Raw genomic sequence first — 20,773 nt, 5'->3', positions numbered from 1 at the left:
ATCATGGCTGCAAAGCAAATCGTATTTGACGAAAATGCGCGTCGCGCATTAGAGCGCGGCGCCAATCTGCTTGCCGATGCGGTGAAAGTGACCCTTGGACCCAAGGGCCGCAACGTCGTACTCGACAAGAAGTTCGGCTCGCCGACGATTACCAACGACGGCGTGACCATTGCCAAGGAGATCGAACTCTCCGATACGTTCGAGAACATGGGCGCACAGCTCGTGAAGGAAGTCGCCTCGAAGACTAACGACATCGCCGGCGACGGCACGACCACCGCGACGGTGCTCGCGCAAGCGATCATCCGTGAAGGTCTGCGCAACGTGACCGCAGGATCGAATCCGCTGCTGATCAAGCGCGGCATCGAGAAGGCCGTGGACGTTGCGGTTGAAGAGATGGGCTCCGGCTCGAACCTTCAAAAGGTCGACACCAAAGAGAAGATCGCGCAGGTCGCGTCGATCTCGGCCAACGACAAAGAGATCGGCGATTTCATCGCCGAGGCGATGGAGAAGGTCGGTAAAGACGGCGTGATCACGGTCGAAGAGTCGAAGACGCTCAAGACCGAAGTCGAGACCAAAGACGGCATGCAGTTCGACAAGGGCTACATCTCGCCGTACATGGTGACCGACAGCGAGCGCATGGAAGCGGTGCTCGACAATCCGTACATTCTCGTGACCGAGCGCAAGATCTCGGCGATTGCCGACATTCTGCCGCTGCTCGAGAAGGTCGTACAGGTGCAGCGTCCGCTGCTGATCATCGCCGAAGACGTCGAAGGCGAAGCCCTCGCGACGCTGGTGGTGAACAAGCTGCGCGGTACGTTCACGTCGGTTGCAGTGAAGGCGCCGGGCTTCGGCGACCGCCGCAAGGAGATGCTCAAAGACATCGCCACGCTGACCGGCGCGACGGTGATTTCGGAAGAGCTGGGTCTCAAGCTCGACAAAGCGACGCAGGAGCAACTCGGTCAGGCCAAGCGCGTGACCGTGACCAAGGAAGAGACGACCATCGTCGACGGCGCCGGCAAGCAGGCCGACATCAAAGGCCGTATCGAGATGATCAAAAAGCAGATCGAGGACACCGATTCGGACTTCGATCGCGAGAAGCTGCAAGAGCGTCTTGCCAAGCTCTCGGGCGGCGTTGCGGTCATCCAAGTCGGTGCCGCCACCGAGACCGAACTCAAAGAGAAGAAGCATCGCATCGAAGACGCGCTCTCGGCGACGCGTGCCGCCGTTCAGGAAGGCATGATCCCCGGAGGCGGTTCCTCGCTCGTGCATGCGGTCAAGGCGATCGATAAGTATATCGAAAAGGCGCCGAAGAGCAACGGTCACGCGAACACGTGGGCCGATGAGAAGATCGGCATCGAGATCGTGAAGAAGGCGCTCGAAGAGCCGCTTCGTCAGATCGCGTACAACGCGGGCTACGAAGGCTCGGTCGAGGTCAACAACGTCAAGCAGAAGAGCTCGCCGTTCGGGTTCGACGCGATGACGGGACAGATCGTCGACATGTTCAAAGCCGGCATCGTGGAGCCGTTCAAGGTGACGCGCTCGGCACTGCAAAACGCGGCGTCGATCGGCGCGCTGATCCTCACGACGGAGACGCTGATCGCCGACAAGCCCGAGCCGAAGAAAGAAGCGCCGGCAATGCCCGGCGGCGGCATGGGCGGCTACGACATGATGTGACTTTAGCTCGCAAAGATAAATCTTTGCGACCTAAAGTCGCGTGGGCTGCCGCGCGGCGGCCTCACGCAACGCCTAGAAAAGCACAGGGCCTCGCGAAATGCGGGGCCCTTTTTTATGCGTGCGTGTCGATGCGCGTGCCCGTCGGGGTGTGGACCTTGTCGAATTCCACGCCTTGCGCGGTTACGCCGGCCACCGCGTTGACGTCACTCAGGACGTTTATTGGATACCTCGGGAAGTCCGCCATGCCGTCGTATTGCGTATGGACGTTGATGGGTTGAACGTTCATCATTCACCTCACGATGTGTCCGTCCGTGGAACGACTGTGCGGCTATTCTAGCACGCCTGGGCACCCCGATGCGCTACGGGCGCTTTTTTGAGCGCACCTCAGGGTGACAGCGTTAGCGCGTTAGGACGAGTGCGTTGTTGATTTGGCGGCCGGGGGAGACGACGTAGCGGCCGTTGGCCCACAGGCCGCTCGAAGCGCCGCCGTCGAGTCCCATCGCGTCGTAGGCGCCCAAGCGCTTCATGATCTGCGCGCATTGCAGCGGCGTGCCGTCGGCGACCGCGAAGATCAACTCCGACTGATCCTCGCTCACCCCGACCATGCTGCGCGTGTCGGCGCGAAATACCTTCGGATCGCGGAACCCTTGCGCCGCCGGGTCATCGAGAATTGCACCGTCGACGAGGAGCTCCGGGCCTCCCCCGATCGCTTGCCATGCGTTTGCGAACGACCCGAGCGGCGCACCGTTTTCCTCGGTGACCACGTACGACGCGCGCCGCCCGACCCAGAACCGCTGCGCCACCCGCAGCTCGCCGCGGAAATAGATCACGTAACCATCGCGCGGGATCCGCGTAGGTCCGTCGTTGATCTCGGTCACGTAGCCGTTCTCCACCTGAACTTGCGGACCGCCGGCCAAATCCGTCGAAGCGCCCCAGGCCGGTGTGAAGATCGTGATCGTGTCGTGATCGGCGGTTGGCAGCCGGTTGATCCAATAGGCATACCAGTAATCCGGATACGCGTGGCCGCCCTCGAGGAAGCCTTCGATCCGTAACGGGATATGCTCGATCGACGCATGATTGTCGCGATCGAAGAAGAGCACGCTGCCGACGTCGCCTTTGAAGACCATCGACCCGTTGATCACCGTCGTTTGGTCCAAGTTTTTGCGCCAGAGCGGCTTGTAGGCTTCAAAAAAGCCGCCATTGATGGCGGCAATCGCATGGGCGCGTTTCGCGATCTGCGAGAGCCAGCCGGTATCGCCGACGAATCGCCCCCCGAGCGCGGCACGTACCCGCACGCGATCCAGCCGCGCGATCACGTACCGAACCAGACGGCCGTCGATCATGGCGGTGCCGATGTTGAGCGCCGGTGCGCGCCGCGCTTCGATCGCGGTCGGCGATGCCATAAGCAAAAAGCCGGCCGCCACAAATGCAAACGCGCGGAAGAGTGGCAATACCCTCACGTTTTGGTGATCGACACTTTCAGTTTGTACTTGAGACTTTTATCGAAGTCTAATCCGATTCGACACCGGCGAGTAGGCGGCGATGAGGTTGTCGGTCGCTAGCCGGCGAAGTATCGGTGCCATGGTCCGCGCATCTCTGCTCACGCTTTTGGCTGCGCTCTCTCTTTTTGCGGCCTCGAAGCCCGCATACGCGCCTTCCGCAACACCCGCTCCTTCCGTACTCGTTGCGGCCGCCGGTGAGAATGCGTCGCTGCAGCACTACACGTTCGACGTCGATGCGCACATCGCGCTCCTGACCTTTCCGTGGATTCGCTTCACTCTTCACGGCGTCGGCACGTACACGCGCGGCGGCGATTACAGCGTGCACTTCGACAATGTTCCGTGGTTCGGACGCGGCTTCGAAACGATGCCGATGAATTCGCTCGACGTCTCGACCTGGCCGTCGGTCTACACGATCGCGGTGGCCGGCACGCAGGGTAGCGTCACGACGCTCTCGATGCACGATGCGAAGGACAGCGAACTCACCGAGGCGCGCGCGAAGGTCGATGCCGTCGAAGGGCCGCTGCAAATTCTGTGGACCTACAACTACGGCGGCCATGTGAAGCTCACGATCACGCCGCAGCAGATCGGCGGCCACTATCTTCCGGCAGCGGAGGAAGCGGAAATCGTGATGCCGCGCTATCGCGCGATGGCCTGGGCGACTTTTTCCAACTACCGCTTCGACCGGCCGGCGGCGCTGCCGGAAAGCGGCACGGGCAAGCGCTGATTTTTTGCCGGTTCTAGCGGCAAAAAGCGGTCTTGGAGGTGAGTCTGCCTAAGCACCGTTGTAAGACCATGCCACAACGGGCCATCAACGACTTCACCATCCGGGTTGCCACGGTCAACGGTTCGGGCAGTCAGTCCTCAAATCTCGTCCTGACCAACGCCATCTTCCGCCTCGGAATCCCGGTCGCGCCCAAGAACGTGTTCCCTTCGAACATCGAAGGGTTGCCCACGTGGTTCGACGTGCGGGTCAGCTCCAAGGGTTATCAGTGTCGTACGCGCGACGTCGACGTGCTGGTCGCGTTGAACCCGGCGACGTGGCGTTCCGATATCGCCGGCGTCAAAGCCGGCGGCGCCGTAATCCACGAGGCGACGTACGCAATCGCGGGTGAGAGCCTACGCGATGATTTGGTCTACTACGCAGTCCCGTTCAACGAGCTCGCCAAGGCCAACTTCAGCGACGGCGCGCTGCGCAAGTATTTGCTCAACATGATCTACGTCGGCGTGCTGGGCCACTTGCTCGGCATCGACGAAGCAGATATCGACGCGGCGATCGGCGGACAGTTCAAGCGCAAGGCCAAAGCGGCAGCGACCAACGTCGAAGCGGCGCACATCGGGTTCACCTATGCGCGCGAGCATCTGACGAAGAGCGATCGCTTCGTGCTCGAGCGCATGACCGGCAAGACCGAGGGGCGCTCGTTCTTCGACGGCAACCGCGCGGCCGCGCTCGGCTGCATCATGGGCGGCTGCACCGTCGCGGCGTGGTACCCGATCACGCCGTCATCGTCGCTCTGCGAGAGCTTCATCGCGCTGGCCGACAAATATCGCATCGATCCGGAAACCGGTGAGCGGCGCGTCGCGATCGTGCAGGCCGAAGATGAACTCGCTGCCATCGGGATGGTGCTCGGCGCGGGCTGGGCGGGTGCGCGCGCGATGACGTCGACCTCCGGGCCGGGCATTTCGCTGATGGCCGAATGGGCCGGGTACGGGTACTTTGCCGAGGTGCCGGCGGTGATTTTCGACGTGCAGCGCGCGGGGCCGTCGACCGGCCTGCCGACGCGCACGATGCAAGGCGACGTCTCCTTTGCCTACACCCTCTCGCACGGCGACACCAAACACATCGTCCTGCTGCCGGCGACCGTGCAAGAAGCCTACGAGATGGCGATGGAGGCCTTCGATCTCGCCGATCGTTTTCAAACGCCGATCTTCGTGCTCTCCGATCTCGATCTCGGGATGAATTCCTGGCTAACTTCCGCGCTGCCGTATCCCACCAAGCCCTTCGATCGCGGCAAAGTGCTGACCGAAAAAGATCTCAACAAACTCGAGTCGTTCGGACGTTACCGCGACGTCGACCATGACGGGATTCCCTATCGCACGCTTCCGGGCACGTCGCACGGCGCGGCCGGCTACTTCACGCGCGGCACGGGGCACGACGAGGAAGCGCGCTATTCCGAAATGCCCGACGTGTGGCAGCGCAATCTCGATCGGCTGGTGCGTAAGCACGAGACCGCACGCACGATCGTGCCGCAGCCGATCGTCGACGAGCATGGAAGTTCGATCGGCATTCTCGCTTACGGGACGACGCATCACGCCGTGATCGAGGCGCGCGACTTGCTGCACGAGAGCGGCCTCGACGTCGATTATCTCCGCGTGCGTGCGCTGCCGTTCGCGCCCGACGTCGCGGCGTTCATCGCGCGCCACGAGCGCGTGTACGTCGTCGAGCAAAATCGCGACGGCCAATTGTATCGTCTGCTGCGGGCGGAATTGCCCGATCATCTCGTCTCGCGGATCGAGTCAGTCCGCCATTACAACGGCGTGCCGATCGATGCGCACGCGATCGTCGACCCGCTTTTGGAGGCCGAGCGCGAGCCGGCCGTGGTAGCAGAATGAGCGTCAACATCATCGGCCTCTCCCGCGACGTGTACAAGGGCTTGCCCACCACGCTCTGCGCGGGATGCGGGCACAATTCGATCACCAATCATCTGATCAAGGCGCTCTACGAATACGGTGTCGCACCGCATCTGCTCGCCAAGATGAGCGGCATCGGCTGCTCGTCGAAAACGCCGGCATACTTCGTCGAACAGGCGCACGGCTTCAACGGCGTGCACGGGCGCATGCCCTCGGCCGCGACCGGCGCAAAACTCGCCAACCGCGACCTGCTGGTGCTCGGCATCAGCGGTGACGGCGATACCGCGAGCATTGGCCTGGGACAGTACGCGCACATGGTGCGACGCAACGTCGACTGCGTCTACCTGATCGAAAACAACGGCGTCTACGGGTTGACCAAAGGGCAGTTCTCGGCCACCGCCGACGTCGGTTCGACGCTCAAGAACGGCACGCCCAACGAGTATTCGACGATCGACGTGTGCGGTCTGGCGATCGAACTCGGCGCGACCTTCGTCGCGCGCTCGTTTTCCGGCGACGGCAAGCAGCTCGTTCCTCTGCTGCAAGCCGCGTTCTCGCATCGCGGCACCGCGATCATCGACATCATCAGCCCGTGCGTTACCTTCAACGACCACGAAGGCTCGACTAAAAGCTACGCCTACGTCAAGGATCACGAGATCACGCTGAACGCGCCGGATTTCATCCGCCAAACGGAAGAGATCACGGTCGACTACGAACCGGGCACCGTGCAAAGCATCGAGCTCGAAGACGGCTCCCACCTCATGCTGCGCAAGGTCGGCCGCGATTACGACGCGACCAGCCGGATCGGTGCGCTCTCGCTGATCCACGAGTCGCGCGCGCAGGGCGAGTTCGTCACCGGGCTGCTCTTCGCCGATACCGGTATCCCCGATCTGTGCGAGCGTGAGAAGCTCACGCGCACGCCGCTCAAAGACCTCAAAGAAGACGACCTGCGGCTCAGCCGCGCGGATTTCGACGCACTCTTCACCGCTTGAGAGGGAAAGCTACGTGAAAATCGTCTCGACCGTTGCCCGCATCCTATTGGGCTTGCTCTTCGCTATTTTCGGATTGAACGGGTTCCTGCACTTCATCCCGGCGCCGCCGTTCAGCGGTTTGGTCCTGCAATTCTTTACCGTGCTCTTCGCCTCGCACTTCTACGTGATGGTCTTCGCGGTGCAGTTCGTCTGCGGCATCCTGCTGCTGACCAATCAGTACGTGCCGCTCGCGATCGTCGTGCTCGGCGCCGTGCTCGCGAACATCCTCACCTTCCATGCGACGATGAATCCGCAGGGATTTCCGGTGGCGATCATCGCGACGATCCTGTGGTTCCTCACCGCGTGGCCGATCCGCGCGCAATTCGCGCCGATCTTCGCTCGTAGTCCTCGGACCTAGGGAGTTCTGGTTTGGTCAGATCGAGGAAGCGAAGTCCGAAGTTTGCTATGGCAAATGAGGGCTGAGCTGACGAAGAGCTGGCCAAACCAGAGCCCCTAGGCGGTTCGGCGGAATTCTCCGAGGCGTCCTTCGAGCCGCGCGAACGCGTCGACAACGGCCGGATCGAACGCCTTGTTGCGCTCGCCGCGAATCTGCGCCAGCGCGTTCGCGGTCGTAAATTCAATACGGTGCGGGCGCTCCGAGGTGAGCGCGACGAAGGTGTCGGCTACCGCGACGATACGCGCGAAGATCGGAATGTCTTCGCCGGCTAGACCGTCGGGATAGCCGGTTCCGTCGTAGCGCTCGTGGTGGTAGCGCGCGATCGTCTCGGCCGTGCGCAGCAGCGGCCGCGTCGCGCCGCCGAGGATCACCGCGCCCGCGTCTACGTGTCCGTTGACGACGCTGCGCCAGCGCAGCGGCAACGCCGACGGCATCGAACGTACGCGATCGGGAACCGAGAGCATGCCGATGTCGTATACCAAGGTTGCCGTGCGCAGCGCCTCGATCTCAACCGGTGAGAGGTGCAGTTGCTCGGCGATTGCGACGGCGAGATCGCGCACCTGTTCGGCGCTGATCGCCAGCTCACGATTGCACGTGCGCATCGTGCGGTGCAGCCGCTCGATCGTGTCGCGCTCATCGGTGGGCATCACGACCTCACCGAACGTGCTGCGGCTCGGCGGGTGGATGGTGGCAAAGCGCCGCACCTGGGCCGAAAAATCCTTGATGGAAAGCGGCTTTTCGATACAGGCCGTGGCGCCGGCATCGAGGGCACGCGGGCCGAGCGTTTGGTCGCCATGCGCGGTGAGCATCAGGACCGGCGTGAGCGCATGTCCCGCCTGCCGCCGGAGCGCGCGTGTGAAATCCACGCCGTCCATCTCCGGCATGAGATAGTCCACGATGACGAGCGAGGCGCGCAGGTTCTCCAGTTCCACCAGCGCGGTGCGCGCGTCGCTGAAGGCGATCGGCGGCTCGCCCTGCACGCGCTTGATGACGGCGCTGTAGAGCTTGAGGGTCGCCTCGTCGTCGTCGACGATCACCACACGGTACATGTACTAAGTGTGCCCACTTTCGTCGGGCCCAGGATTAACGGGGCGGTAACCTTTGGCCCGGGCTTCGTAAAGCAGCGGTCAAGCGGACGAGCGATCGTTCGACCAGCGCCGCATGCGATCGAAGAGATACCAGACCGGAATTCCGGTGATCAGCACCGCGATACCCAGGAACGTGTCGGTCGGCGATTTCACGAGGACGTCGCCGACGATGCCCCAGGCGACTATCAGAAAGAGCAGCGTGCTCCACGGATGTAACGGCATGCGGAACCACGGCTCGGGTGCGCCGGCAGTGCGATCGCGCTGCCGGAAGATGAAGATCGCCAACGCGGCAAACCCGAAGAAAATGTAGTCGATGCTCGTAACCCAATTGAGAATCAACAAGTACTGTCCGGAGAGCGCGATGAGGATCGCGGCTGCGCCCTGCACCACGATGGCGACGATCGGCACGTGGGTTCGCGGGCTGATCCATGCCAGTTGTTTGAAGAACGTGCCGTCCGCGGCCATCTGAAAATAGACGCGCGGCGACGTGAGGATCTGGTTGGCGATGAAGCCGAGCGTCGAGAGCGCCACGATCGTCGCCATGATTTTTGCGCCGAGCGGGCCGGCAACCACACGCACGATGTCCGACGCCGGCGTGTTGGTTGCTGCAAGTCGATCGGGTCCGAGCACGAAGACGCACACCGCCGTCATCCCCAGATACAACACGATCACGCCCAGCACGCCGACGAGTATCCCAAGCGGTAGCGAGCGGTTCGATTCGCGCATCTCGCCCGCCATGAACGTCGAGGTTTGCCAACCGCTGTAACTGAACATGATCGGTACGAGCGAGAGTCCGATCGCGACCAGCGGGTTGAAACCGGCCGGCGGCGCCGCCATCGCCGGATGCGTCGCGATGCGGCCGAGCGCGAAGAGTCCGGTCGCAATCACCGCGAGGATCGCGACGATCTTCGCGATCATGAACCCGTTCTGTGCGCTGGTGCTCTCGCGCACGCCCAAACAATTGACGATGGTGAAGAACGCGAGCACGACGATTGCGACCGCGGTCGCCTGCGCGGCGCCCAGGCCGATGCCGACGATCGCCGGCAGATAGAAGGCGAACGTCACCGCCGACGCGGCGGCGCCGCCGCTCTGCGAGATCAAGAGCAGCGTCCAGCCGTAGCAGAACGCGACCACCGGGTGATACGCGTCGCGCAGGTACGCGTAGACGCCGCCGTCGTGCGGCCGGCGCGCAGCGAGTTCGGCGAAGACGCCCGCGCCGATGATCGCGACCGCGCCTCCGGCGATCCAGCTCAGCATGATGAGCAGCGGCGTATGCACGATGCGCGCGACGACCGAAGGCGTCACGAAGATACCCGAGCCGACGATGCCGCCCATGACGATCAGCGCCGCGTCGCCCACGCCGAGCCGGCGCAGCAGCGCAGGGCGTTCAGCCGTTTTGCGCAAAGCGCTTCCAGGCGTAATAGAACACGATTCCCGCCACGATCACCAGCGTGCCGTAGAGCGTATCCAGTGGCAAAAGAGCAACTTGCGAGGCGAAGATCGCCAGCAGCGCCGCCATCAGGAGCATCGTCGAATACGGGTGCAGCGGCACGCTGATCGGCGGTTTCGTTCCGGGACCATCGCGTTTGCGAAAGATGAAGATCGCGCCGCCGGCAAGCACGACGAAGATCCATTCCGGCGCGACCACCCAGTTCACGATCTGTTCGAACGTTCCACTGATCGCGATGATCGCGGCGATCACCCCTTCGATGACGATCGCGACCGTCGGCACGTGCGTGCGCGGACTGACCCAGGCGATTTGCTTGAAAAAGTTGCCGTCGGCTGCCATTTGATGGTAGATGCGCGGCGTGACCAGCATGCGCGTGCTCATGAAACCGAGCGTCGAGAGCGCGATCGCGATCGCGATCACGCGTGCGCCGATCGAACCGAGCGCCGCCTGCATCACGTCGGAGGCCGGCACCTTGCTCGCCGCCAGAGCAGCGGGGCCAAGCACGCGCAGACAGCCGATGTTCACCAACACGTAGATCGCCATGACCGCGACCACACCGTAGATCAAGCCGCGCGGGATCGTGCGCTGCGGTTCGATCGTCTCGCCGGTGATGTAACTTGCGCCCTGGAAGCCGTTGTAGGCGAAGAGCACGGGAATCATCGCGATGCCGAACGCGCCGAGCAGTGCGCCGTTCGAGGCGAATCCGGGCAGCGTCGCCGCCACGCCGGCGGACGGGTGCGCGAACAGTCCGGCGGCGATCAAAGCCGCGATCGCGGCAACCTTGAAGATCACCAGCACGTTCTGCCACGTTCCACCCTGCCGCACGCCCAGACAATTGATACCGACCAACACCGCGAGCGTCACGACGGCGACGAGATGCGTGTCGATGTTCATGCCGGTGAGCGGCGTCAGGTACCCGGAGAAGAGCACGGCCGAGGCGGCGGTGCCGCCGGTGTCGGCGATCAAGAGCAGCGTCCAGCCGAATACGAACCCGACCACCGGATGATAGGCGTCGCGCAGATACGCGTAGAGGCCGCCGCTAACCGGCCGCCGCGCGGCCAGCTCCGCGAAGACGAACGCGCCGATCACCGCGATGATCCCGCCCGCCACCCAGCTTCCGATAGCGAGAGCGGGCAGGTGTGCCCGGTTCGCGACCAGCGCCGGGTTGCGGAAAATCCCCGATCCGATGATGCTGCCGATCGTGATCAGCGTCAGATCGAAAACGTTAAGGCGCCGTCTCAGTAAAGACATGCGCTGCTAGCTTGCTTGTGCACTCCGCTGCTGTGTTTCGTGCACCACCCGCGAAATCTCATTTAAATTGCCGCGAACCGCATTGACGACGGCCGGATCGTACAGCGTTCCCGAGCCCTTCTCAATGGTTTCGATCGCTTGCGCGAGCGAGAGCGCGGCCCGATCGCCGCGCGCGCGCAGGAGCGCGCTCATCGTGTCGGCGACCGCGACGATGCGTCCCATGATCGGAATCGCCGAGCCGCGCAGCTTGCGCGGATAGCCCGAGCCGTCGTACCGTTCGTGATGCGTTTGCGCGACGATGGTCGCGGCGCGCATCACCGGATCGTCGCGGCCCGCGAGCACACGGGTTCCAGCCTCGGCATGGCGCTCGATCGTGATGCGGTCGGCTTGCGTGGCGGGGCTGCGGCTTTCCAAGATGCGTTGCGGAATATCGGACTTGCCGATATCGTAGATGCGCGAGGCTTGCATCAACAACTCGAGTTCATCCGGTGTGAGTTTGAGTTCGCGCCCGAGCGCGGTCGCGAGCTGCGAGGCGAGGTCGTGATGGACGACGATCGTCGGATCGTGCAATACCGCGACGTCGAGCATCGCGTCGATCAGCGCAGCCGCATCGATTCCTTCACCCGACGAAGGCGGCGCCGAGGCACGCGAACCGGCCGCTTGCAAGCGGGCTTGCATGTCGGCGCGTTCGCGCCGAGCGTCGACGATGTGCATCGCGTGCACGAGAAACTCCGATGGATTAATCGGTTTTTCAAGAAAGGCGTGGACGTCGAGTTCGAAGGCGGCGCGGCGCAGATCGCGGTCGGCCTTTGCGCTGGTGAAGATGACCGGCGTGCTCGCTCGGCCCTCGATCAAGCGCAGACGGCGCACGAAATCGACGCCGGGGATGTCGGCGAGGGTACTGTTGACCACGATGAATGCTGGATCCACGCCGCCGACCCAGTGAAGGGCATCGGAGGCTTTCTTGAAGCAGATCGGCTCGACTTCGGCGATCCGCCGTAGGATTTGTGAAAAGCCAGCGAGCGACGACTCCTGGTCGTCGACGACGGCTACGTGCATTGCCGCTCCCTTGCCCTGCTCGTGACGGGCGAAATCCAGGGTGTCTCGAAGGGCGCCCTCTAACTAGAAGTGATCGGCAGGCAAGGGGGCTAGCAGTAGGTGCAACTGAGTGCTAAGATTGCGAATCTAGGGACATAAGGAGCCATGGATTTCATCGTGAGGCCCCGGATGGGGTTTGAGCCCAACGCGGACGTGTTTGTTGACGAGGAGCGCGGTCAGGTCGTGGTGGCGGTCGAGGTGGCCGGCGCCGACCCCGAGAGCCTGCGCGTCGAGGTCGACGACCGTTCGCTGATGATCTCCGGCCTGCGCGCCGAACCGGTGCGCTTCCGCCGCGGCTCGTTTATTCAAAAAGAGATTTCCTATGGGACGTTCGCCAAGCGCGTCCGGCTGCCGGTGGCGGTCGACCTGCTCGGCGATGCGAACGCCAACTACGCCGACGGCGTGCTGGTGATCGCGCTGCCCATCTCGTCGACGACGTATTTGCCGCCGGCGCGCACCGAGATCCGTATGATCGTGAAGAGGACGTTATCCTGAACATGGCTGAACGCAAAGCCAAAGAAATCGTGCCCGCCAACTTGATCGGCATTCTGCCGCTGCAGGAGGCGGTGCTGTTCCCCAACACCGTAATTCCGCTCGCGGTCGTGAAAAAGCCGGGCATTCTGCTGGTCGAAGAAGCGCTGCGCGAGGGCAAGCCGATCGGCTTGACCGTGCTCAAAGATCGCGAGATCGAGAACCCGGGCCCCGGCGACGTGCAACGCATCGGCACGATCGGCATCATTCAAAAAATGCTCAAAGTCCCCGACGGCACGATTCGCTGTATCGTCGCCGGTCAGAGCGTGTTCAAAATCGAAGAATTTACGCAAGAGCAACCCTATATGGTCGCCGCGTATACCGAGCTGCCCGACATCACCGTCGAGAACGAAGAGCTGCTGGCGATGCAGCGCAATCTCGCCGGCTTGTTCCAGAAGCTCCTCTCCTACTTGCCGCAAGCGCCGCGCGAGATGGAGATGGAAGTGCAGAACATCACCGATCCCAGCGTCTTGACGTACTTCGTCGCCTCGACGATGCGTTTGGAGACGGCGGACCGGCAGGCGCTGCTCGAAGAGCGCAATACCGCGCGCCGCATGCGCAAGCTCACGCTGCTGCTGACCAAGGAACTCGAGGTGGTCGAACTCGGCCACAAGATTCAAAGCGACATTCAGCGCGAGATGGAGAAGAATCAGCGCGAGTTTTATCTGCGTCAGCAGTTGCGCGCGATTCAGGAAGAATTGGGCGAAGTCGATCCGCAGCAAGCCGAAACCAACGAGCTGCGGCAAAAGATCGACGAAGCCAAGATGCCCGAGGACGCCAAGAAGGCGGCCGAGCGCGAACTCGACCGGCTCTCGAAAGTTCCGCAGGCAAGCCCTGAATATAGCGTCATCCGCACGTATCTCGATTGGCTGGTGCAGTTGCCGTGGAGTGCGGAAACGCCCGACCATATCGACATCCGCAAAGCGCGTGAGATTCTCGACGAGGATCACTACGATCTCGAGAAGATCAAAGATCGGATCATCGAGTACTTGGCCGTCGGCAAGCTCAAGAAGAAGCTGACCGGCCCGATCCTTTGCTTCGTCGGACCGCCGGGCGTGGGCAAGACCTCGCTCGGGCAGTCGATCGCCCGCGCGATGGGCCGCAAGTTCGTGCGCATCTCGGTCGGCGGCGTGCGCGACGAGGCCGAGATTCGAGGCCATCGCCGTACGTACATCGGCGCGATGCCGGGGACGATCGTGCGTGCGATTCGCGACTCCGGAACCAAGAATCCGGTGATGATGATCGACGAGATCGACAAGGTCGGTGCGGACTTCCGCGGCGATCCGCAGTCGGCACTGCTCGAAGTGCTCGATCCGGAACAGAACAACTCGTTCCGCGATCACTACCTCGACCTGCCCTTCGATCTGAGTCAGGTGCTCTTCATCTGCACCGCCAACACGCTCGACACGATTTCGCCGCCGCTGCGCGACCGGATGGAGATCATCGAACTTTCGGGCTATACCGAGCTCGAGAAGCTTCAGATCGCCAAACGCTATCTGCTGAAGAAGCAGCGCGCGGCCAACGGTCTGAAGGAGACGCAAGCCCAGATCAGCGATTCGGCGCTGCGCGCGATCATCAATGATTACACGCGCGAAGCCGGAGTGCGCAATCTCGAACGCGAGATCGGGACGGTCTTTCGGAAGGTCGCGCGCAAAATTGCGGAGCTGCCGCGGTTCAAGGCGCGCGTGCGTCCGGAGAATCTCTCCGACTACCTGAGCAAGCCGCGCTTCTTCGCCGAAGTCAAAAAGCGCGTCGCTTCGGTCGGCGTGGCGACCGGCATGGTGTGGACGCCGGTCGGCGGCGACATCGTCTTCATCGAGTCCTCGGCGATGCCGGGCACGGGTAAGCTCGTGCTCACCGGTCAGCTCGGCGACGTGATGAAGGAGAGCGCGCAAGCCGCGGTTTCGTTCTTACGCTCGCGTTCGAGCGAACTCGGACTGGCCGACGACTACTTCGCCAAGCACGACATCCACGTGCACGTGCCGGCGGGTGCGACGCCGAAGGACGGCCCCTCGGCGGGCATCACGATGGCGACCGCGATCGCGTCGATGCTCACCGGGCTCAAGGTCGATCCGAATTTGGCGATGACGGGCGAGATCACCCTGACCGGACAAGTGCTGCCGATCGGCGGCCTCAAGGAGAAGGTGCTCGGTGCCAAGCGCGCCGGGATCACGAAGATTCTCCACCCGAAACGCAACGAGATGGATCTCGACGACATTCCGAAGGAAGTCCGCGATACGATGACCTTCGTGCCGGTCGAAGAGATCAGCGAGGTGCTGCATCATGCGCTGGGTAAGCGCGTGATCTCACCCGTACCGCTCGGCGAAGACGAACGCGCGAGCAACGTGGTGCCGCTGCGCCGCCGCAACGGCGTGGCCAAGCGCGCTAAAGAAACCGGAACGCGCGCTCGACGACTGCCTTCGCGCCGCCGGTGACGCAGTCGCCGTGGGCGACGATCAGGTTGTCGAAATCCCACGAGAGGAGCTTGCGCAGCGAACGCCGCGCAAGCGCTTTGTTCGTGAAGGAGAGCTTGATATCGTTCGGCACGCCGCCGTTCATTGCACCGCTGATTTTGATCAGCGCGTCGAGGAGCGGCCGATGCGGCTGCGGCGGATAGTTTTGAATGAAATCGGCGAAGACGAGCGTTCGCGATTGCGGGTGATAGAATTCGACTTCCGCGAGAAAAGCGTTTCCGCGCATGACGGTCTGATCGAGATCGCGCGCCCAGGCCGCGGGTGGGTCATCGGATAGAATCGCCGGCGGGGCCCACAGCCGTGCCTGCGGGAAGCGGGCTTTCCACGCCCCTAATCGCCACCGGTGCAGGCTCGTCGGCGCGACGAGATGCCTAACTTCCCCGAGCCTTGCGACGGAGGGCATTTCTTCCGGCGACGCGTCGATCGGCGAGTTGATCCACAGCGAGCCGTCGCCCAGCCGGACGACGATCATGCGCGTCGGCAGTTTTAAGGGACCGAAAACGCTGACCGGCGGACCGTCGGCGATCCAGATCTCCGGTCCAAATTCTCGCAGGACCATACGGTTGTCCCTTTCGGAACGCCCCGTGGTGGCTCCCATCATCGTGCCGCGTAGTACATTCGGACTACGCCCTAATCGGGTTCCTGTGCGCCCGCGATCGGACCTCGATGGATGACGATCGCGGGCCCCTCGGTTCCCGTCAACGCCAGGAGCGAAATCACCGGTTGCGCGCCGACGCGGATCTCGATCAGAATCGGAGCACCCGGGTCGCGCCCGACCATCATCTCGCCTGCGACGTACTCATAATCTTCGGTCTGCAAGCGCAAGGCAAGCGACTGAAAGAGAAGTTCCAGCGTTTGCCGGTCGACGCCGCTCTTGCGTGAAATCGCGCGAGAGATCGTGGCCCCGTCCAGCGACGACATCTCGCTGAGCTCCGCGATCGTCAACCGCTTCGTTCGCTCGCGGCCGGTCGCCATTTCCACGCGGGCTCGGTCGATCTTTCCGAAGCCGATCGCGGTTAAGACAACGCCACGTCGGCGCTTGTAACGCTGGACGATCATTTCACACCTCAAAATGCCTTCGTCTTTAACGGTGTTCTTTGCACCTCGGCGCAGTTACCTGTCACGAAGATAAGTGAGATTGTGAAGTTTGGTAACTTACCCTAACTACCGTTCTTTGCCGCGCTTCCCAACCTCTATCATTGGCGATATCGCCACGCTCTACAGGAGAGAATATCGTGCCGGGTTACGATTACACGATCCAACTCACAATGGACTCGGACACCGTCAAGGGCCTAAAAGGGGCCGGCTTCGTGCTCTACGGTTTCAAAGCCGTCCAAGGTCCGCAAAGCGGCGTGCCGACGGTATGGTTCAAAGATCCCAATTTCAGCACGACGACGACGGTTCAGTGGTCCGAATCGTACCAAGCGTTCGTGTCGAACGTCGATCCCATTCCCGGCGGTCAGATCGTCGATAGCGACGTGGCCGACATCAAGCTCGGGCAACAAGCGCCGATCAACTCGGCCGGAACGTTCGACACCGTCATCACGGGCGACGCCGGTCAGATCGAGATCTACAACGGGGCAACCAGGCAATACACGACCGGTATTGCCCAGTATCAGGGGGGCTCATATCAGAACCTCTGCGCCTTCCCGACCTTCGGCCAGATGGTGACGTCGATCGTCCCGATTGCGCGCGTTTTCCTGATGTTCGCCACCAAGGCCTACGCGACGAGCACCGTCGTCGTCCAATCGAGCGGACCGGGATTCATCATCGACCTGACGGCTTCCAACAATCGCCAGGTTTCCTACGTGCTCAACGGCGGCTGGTCATCCAACGGCCAATCGTGGGGAACGGCGGTCGCCGCCAACAACCCGATGAACCCGTTCCTGATCCTGCAGCTTTCGCAGTAAGGGCAAAGCGATGCCGCGTCAACGTATAGGAACCGGAGCGAACTTCGTGTTCCCTCCCGGTACCATCCAAGACTCCGCAGAAGTCGATAATCTGCACAACGTCAACGGGAACGTCAACTATCAGATCAATGCGCAGCAGGTCGTTACGATCCCGATCCGGCCGAACGAAGAGAACGTCATCAATCACGTGTACGGCCAGCAGCTTACGGTCTGGAACAACTGCCCGAACAGTATCGAGATCGTTTATTGAGCGAACCGGCCCAGGTCGAACGCTTCGGCGTCGACGTTTTCATCTCGCGCGATTGCGTTTTGCGCCTCAAGGAAGAGGAATTCGCGCTAGTGGGGCTCCGAGCCGTTCGCGAGATCGCGGACGGCTTACCCTTTCACTGGTTCACGAATACCAGCTATAGCACGATAACGAGCATTCGTTGGCATGGGAGGACGAGCTGGGTGTTCTTGATCTTTGTAACGCCGCTCGTCGCGTTAGAGCGCTCGGCGTCGCGCACGTTTTCGTCCGGCGTCCTGATCGACGTCACGCGTGGACTGAGGCAATACGCTTTTGATTGTCAGCGCGGATGGGAGCGCATCTCGTGAGTGACTACACGCTTACCGTCAACATGAGCACCGACACGGTACAACAGCTCAAAGCGAACGGTTACGCGCTCCACGCGTTTTTCGCGGTCCAAGCGCCGCCCGCGGGTCTGCCTGTGCTCGTTTATCGAAATCCGAACTTCCTGCCTCAGACTGCGATCGTCTTCTCGCCCGACGCGCTCAACGTATTTCTCTCGGCAACGCCGTTGCAAGACAAGACGCGCCTCCAAAACGCGCAACTCCAACCCATAGCGCTCGGGCAGCTGTGCACGATCGATTCCTCGGGCGTGCTCGATCCGCCGGCCGATGGACTGCCCGGCGCGGTCACGGTGTACAACGCTTCGAAAACGACGTATACGACTGGGCTTGCCGTCAGCGTCAACGGGAATCCGGCCAACGTGGTCGCGCTCAGCGTCTCGGCGCAGCTTGCCCAGCTTGCGGCACCGTATTCGCGCGCCGTCGTGATGCTGTCAAATCTTCCGCTCTCGCCGGGCTTGATGCTCGCGCAAGCCGGCGACGCATGCTACAGCGTCGATTTCGGCGCGAGCGTAAGCCGGCAAGTGACGTTCGATGTGAACGCCGGATGGTCGTCGACCGGAGCATTTGCAAGCTTGTATCCGCCGCCGGTAGACTTGACGGAGGTGCTCATCTTGCAGCCACCGAGGTACTTGCTGAAGTCGCTAGCGGCCTTTGTTGCCATGTATGCCCACTAACGTGCATGGTGCCAATCATTCTCTTACCCACGAGAGTGCCGCGACGCCGAGCACCACGAACGCGATGAAGCCGAAATAATCGGTCGCCGGTTCAAACGTTCGCGCGAATTCGCCGCCGTGCGCGGCTGCACTCGCGAAGTACACCGCGCTCGCGACCGCGACGCCGAGCAGCTGACCGCTCGTGCGCGACTCGGCGAGCATGGCCGCAGCGATGCCGCGCCTGGCCGCCGGCGCCGATCCCATGATTGCGCTGTTATTGGGCTGGCTGAAGACGGCGGTGCCGCAGCCGGTGATGATCAGCGCGCGGATCAGCTCCAACTCGGTCGGGTGCGGCGGCAGACGCGAGAGCAAGAAGAGGCCGCCCGCGACCATGAGTGCCCCTGCGGTCGAGACGTAGCGAGCCGGAACGCGATCGGAGAGCGAACCGGCGAACGGCGCGAGCACGACGTTGAGTGCGGTGATCGGCGTGAGCAACAGTCCCGCGGCGAAAGCCGTGTACGTAAGTGCGGTTTGCGCGGCGAGCGGCACGATGAAGATCAGCCCGGAAAGGGCGATGAAGTAGATCAACGATGCAAGCAGCGACACGGCGAAGATACGAATCTTGAAGAGATTGAGGTCGAGTGTCGGCGCCTTCACGAGCCGCTCGACGAAGATGAACAGCACGAGCACCGCGACTCCAAAGACGAGCAGGCCGATCGTTCTCGGCGAGTCCCAGCCCCAGATATGCGAGCGCGAGAGCGCCAGCGAAATGCAAAAGAGCCCGACGATCGAAAGCAGCGCACCGATGGGATCGAATCCGCGGTTCTCGCCTCGTATGTGCTTGAGCACGAGCGTCGCGCCGATCAGCGCGATGATCGAGACCGGAACATTGATCATGAAGATCCAGCGCCAGTCGCCGAAGGTGACGATTGCACCGCCGATGATCGGGCCCAGCGAAAGTCCGGCCGCGGCCGCCGCGCCGTTGAAGCCGATCGCGCGTCCGCGCTCGGTCGACGGAAACGTATCGACGATCAGCGCCTGATTCGAGGAGACGAGCATCGCCGCACCGAGTGCCTGCACGGCGCGCGTGGCGATCAGGAGACCGAGTGAGGGAGCGAGCGCGCACGCCAGCGAGCTGAGCCCGAAGACCGCGAATCCGGCCAGATAGATGCGTTTCTGACCGAACATATCGCCGAGGCGCCCGAAGAGCACCAGCGTCGACGCGGTCACGAGCATGAAGGAGAGAACGACCCACTCCGCGTCGTCGAGCGAATGATGGTAGACGCGCGCAATCGTGGGAATCGCGACGTTGGCGATCGAGGAGTCGAGCGTACCCATCGTGGTTCCGAGCATGATGACGGCGAGCGCGTACCACCGGTACTGCTCGTGCGCTCGGATCGTCGCTTTCACCCGACGGTGATGCCTTGGCCTTCGGCGACTTTTCCGATTACGGCATCGAGCGCGTTTGCCGCGCGAAGCGCCGCGCACAGCCGTTCGACCCGGTCCGGCGCGATGCTGATTAGGAGGCCGCCCGACGTCTGCGCGTCGGAGAGCGCGACCCGCACGGCGTCACCGACGTCGTCCGCGAACGTGGTGAAGCGCGCGTGCGTGCGCACGTTGTTTTTCGTTCCGCTCGGTACGACGTCACGCCGAATCAAATCGAGCACACCGTCCATGAGCGGAACCGCGCGAGCCTCGATCACCAGCCGCACGCTCGAAGCGCGCGCGAGCTCGCCGGCATGGCCGAGCAGCCCGAAGCCGGTGATGTCGGTTGCGGCATGGACTCCCGCCGCGAGCATCGCCGACGCTGCGCCGGCGTTGAGCATCGTCATCCATTCGATCGCCGGCCGCAGGTCGCCATAGCGGATCGCGTCGCGCTTCGCGGCCGTCGTCAGAACGCCGGTACCGAGCGGTTTGGTGAGCACGAGCACGTCGCCGGGCACTGCGTTGGCATTGGTGACGATGCGCCGCGGGTCGATCGTGCCGCTCACCGCCATACCGTATTTCGGCTCGTCGTCCTTGATCGTGTGGCCGCCCAAGATCGCGACGCCGGCCGCGCGCGCAACATGTGCGCCGCCTTCGAGAATTCGGGCGAGAATCGAGAGATCGAGCGCTTCCGGAAACGCGACGATGTTGAGCGCCGAAACCGGCGTTGCGCCCATCGCATACACGTCGGAGATCGCGTTGGTCGCGGCGATGAGACCAAAGTCGTACGGATCGTCGACGATCGGGGTGAAGAAGTCGACCGTCTGCACCAGCGCGAGATCCTCGCGCAGTGCAAACACGCCGGCATCGTCGGCGGTGCCGAAGCCGACCAGCACGCGATCGTTCGCGGTGGAGGGCAGACCGGCGAGGACGGAAGCAAGCTCCGCCGAGCCGAGTTTGCTCGCACATCCGCCGCACGAAGCGAGCGCGGTGAGCCTGAGCGGAGCCTCTACTTCCATAACGAACTCCTCGGA

21 protein-coding genes are annotated in these 20,773 nt (G+C 62.7%); 11 read left to right on the top strand and 10 right to left on the bottom strand.

Features of this window, described 5'->3' with window-relative positions:
* Positions 1-3: 3 nt before the first annotated feature.
* On the top strand, positions 4-1,674 hold the full coding sequence (groL, locus tag VMF11_08055) for a chaperonin GroEL (GenBank protein HTU70263.1): 1,671 nt from the start codon (positions 4-6) through the stop codon (positions 1,672-1,674).
* A 112-nt stretch (positions 1,675-1,786) separates the two neighbouring features.
* Here the strand turns inward: groL and VMF11_08050 are convergent, their stop codons facing one another.
* A complete protein-coding gene (locus VMF11_08050) occupies positions 1,787-1,960 on the bottom strand; it encodes a PE-PPE domain-containing protein (GenBank protein ID HTU70262.1) in 174 nt (57 codons plus the stop codon).
* 112 nt (positions 1,961-2,072) lie between these two features.
* Complete coding sequence (locus VMF11_08045; GenBank protein HTU70261.1) at positions 2,073-3,134, bottom strand: phosphodiester glycosidase family protein; 1,062 nt, start codon at positions 3,132-3,134, stop codon at positions 2,073-2,075.
* Between the two features lie 121 nt (positions 3,135-3,255).
* Between VMF11_08045 and VMF11_08040 the strand changes: the two genes are divergently transcribed.
* The 4 genes from VMF11_08040 (at position 3,256) to VMF11_08025 (ending at position 7,190) form a co-directional block, all read left to right on the top strand.
* Positions 3,256-3,900, top strand: a complete 645-nt coding sequence (locus VMF11_08040; GenBank protein ID HTU70260.1) for a hypothetical protein — start codon at positions 3,256-3,258, stop codon at positions 3,898-3,900.
* A 68-nt stretch (positions 3,901-3,968) separates the two neighbouring features.
* The gene (locus VMF11_08035) at positions 3,969-5,786 is read left to right on the top strand and encodes a 2-oxoacid:acceptor oxidoreductase subunit alpha (protein ID HTU70259.1); all 1,818 of its coding nucleotides are present in this window, start codon (positions 3,969-3,971) and stop codon (positions 5,784-5,786) included.
* The gene (locus VMF11_08030; protein HTU70258.1) at positions 5,783-6,793 is read left to right on the top strand and encodes a 2-oxoacid:ferredoxin oxidoreductase subunit beta; all 1,011 of its coding nucleotides are present in this window, start codon (positions 5,783-5,785) and stop codon (positions 6,791-6,793) included. Before VMF11_08035 ends, VMF11_08030 begins: the two co-directional genes overlap by 4 nt.
* Before the next feature lie 13 nt (positions 6,794-6,806).
* Positions 6,807-7,190 (top strand): hypothetical protein, encoded by a 384-nt coding sequence (locus tag VMF11_08025; protein HTU70257.1) that lies wholly within the window; start codon positions 6,807-6,809, stop codon positions 7,188-7,190.
* Positions 7,191-7,285: 95 nt separating this feature from the next.
* Here the strand turns inward: VMF11_08025 and VMF11_08020 are convergent, their stop codons facing one another.
* The 4 genes from VMF11_08020 to VMF11_08005 form a co-directional block, all read right to left on the bottom strand.
* Positions 7,286-8,278: an HD domain-containing phosphohydrolase gene (locus tag VMF11_08020; protein HTU70256.1), complete on the bottom strand. Its 993-nt coding sequence runs from the start codon at positions 8,276-8,278 to the stop codon at positions 7,286-7,288.
* 78 nt (positions 8,279-8,356) lie between these two features.
* A complete protein-coding gene (locus VMF11_08015; GenBank protein ID HTU70255.1) occupies positions 8,357-9,721 on the bottom strand; it encodes an amino acid permease in 1,365 nt (454 codons plus the stop codon).
* On the bottom strand, positions 9,705-11,018 hold the full coding sequence (locus tag VMF11_08010) for an amino acid permease (protein HTU70254.1): 1,314 nt from the start codon (positions 11,016-11,018) through the stop codon (positions 9,705-9,707). The genes VMF11_08015 and VMF11_08010 overlap by 17 nt, the downstream gene beginning before the upstream one ends.
* A gap of 6 nt (positions 11,019-11,024) precedes the next feature.
* Positions 11,025-12,077, bottom strand: coding sequence for an HD domain-containing phosphohydrolase (locus VMF11_08005; protein ID HTU70253.1), 1,053 nt, complete (start codon positions 12,075-12,077; stop codon positions 11,025-11,027).
* Between the two features lie 144 nt (positions 12,078-12,221).
* Here VMF11_08005 and VMF11_08000 point away from each other — a divergent pair, with 144 nt between their 5' ends.
* Together VMF11_08000 and lon are read left to right on the top strand one after the other, a co-directional pair.
* Positions 12,222-12,611 (top strand): Hsp20/alpha crystallin family protein, encoded by a 390-nt coding sequence (locus tag VMF11_08000; GenBank protein HTU70252.1) that lies wholly within the window; start codon positions 12,222-12,224, stop codon positions 12,609-12,611.
* A 2-nt stretch (positions 12,612-12,613) separates the two neighbouring features.
* Positions 12,614-15,082: an endopeptidase La gene (gene lon / locus VMF11_07995; GenBank protein HTU70251.1), complete on the top strand. Its 2,469-nt coding sequence runs from the start codon at positions 12,614-12,616 to the stop codon at positions 15,080-15,082.
* Here the strand turns inward: lon and VMF11_07990 are convergent.
* Together VMF11_07990 and VMF11_07985 are read right to left on the bottom strand one after the other, a co-directional pair.
* Positions 15,033-15,680 carry a DUF4336 domain-containing protein gene (locus tag VMF11_07990; protein HTU70250.1) on the bottom strand — a complete coding sequence of 216 codons (648 nt, stop codon included), beginning with the start codon at positions 15,678-15,680 and terminating at the stop codon, positions 15,033-15,035. The genes lon and VMF11_07990 overlap by 50 nt on opposite strands.
* 71 nt (positions 15,681-15,751) lie before the next feature.
* The gene (locus tag VMF11_07985; GenBank protein HTU70249.1) at positions 15,752-16,180 is read right to left on the bottom strand and encodes a hypothetical protein; all 429 of its coding nucleotides are present in this window, start codon (positions 16,178-16,180) and stop codon (positions 15,752-15,754) included.
* A 176-nt stretch (positions 16,181-16,356) separates the two neighbouring features.
* Here VMF11_07985 and VMF11_07980 point away from each other — a divergent pair, with 176 nt between their 5' ends.
* The 4 genes from VMF11_07980 to VMF11_07965 are packed head-to-tail and all read left to right on the top strand — an operon-like array spanning position 16,357 to position 18,335.
* Positions 16,357-17,031, top strand: coding sequence for a hypothetical protein (locus VMF11_07980; protein ID HTU70248.1), 675 nt, complete (start codon positions 16,357-16,359; stop codon positions 17,029-17,031).
* Positions 17,032-17,041: 10 nt separating this feature from the next.
* On the top strand, positions 17,042-17,281 hold the full coding sequence (locus VMF11_07975; protein HTU70247.1) for a hypothetical protein: 240 nt from the start codon (positions 17,042-17,044) through the stop codon (positions 17,279-17,281).
* Complete coding sequence (locus VMF11_07970) at positions 17,278-17,625, top strand: hypothetical protein (protein HTU70246.1); 348 nt, start codon at positions 17,278-17,280, stop codon at positions 17,623-17,625. Before VMF11_07975 ends, VMF11_07970 begins: the two co-directional genes overlap by 4 nt.
* Positions 17,622-18,335, top strand: coding sequence for a hypothetical protein (locus VMF11_07965; protein HTU70245.1), 714 nt, complete (start codon positions 17,622-17,624; stop codon positions 18,333-18,335). Before VMF11_07970 ends, VMF11_07965 begins: the two co-directional genes overlap by 4 nt.
* A 15-nt stretch (positions 18,336-18,350) precedes the next feature.
* Here the strand turns inward: VMF11_07965 and VMF11_07960 are convergent, their stop codons facing one another.
* Together VMF11_07960 and selD are read right to left on the bottom strand one after the other, a co-directional pair.
* Entirely contained in the window at positions 18,351-19,724 is a 1,374-nt protein-coding gene (locus tag VMF11_07960) for an MFS transporter (GenBank protein HTU70244.1), read from the bottom strand.
* On the bottom strand, positions 19,721-20,758 hold the full coding sequence (gene selD, locus VMF11_07955) for a selenide, water dikinase SelD (protein HTU70243.1): 1,038 nt from the start codon (positions 20,756-20,758) through the stop codon (positions 19,721-19,723). The genes VMF11_07960 and selD overlap by 4 nt, the downstream gene beginning before the upstream one ends.
* Between the last annotated feature and the right edge of the window lie 15 nt (positions 20,759-20,773).

Source organism: Candidatus Baltobacteraceae bacterium, from assembly GCA_035502855.1.
Lineage (GTDB): Bacteria > Vulcanimicrobiota > Vulcanimicrobiia > Vulcanimicrobiales > Vulcanimicrobiaceae > Aquilonibacter.
Note: the sequence above shows the minus strand (reverse complement) of the source record. Positions and strands in the feature narration are given on the sequence as shown.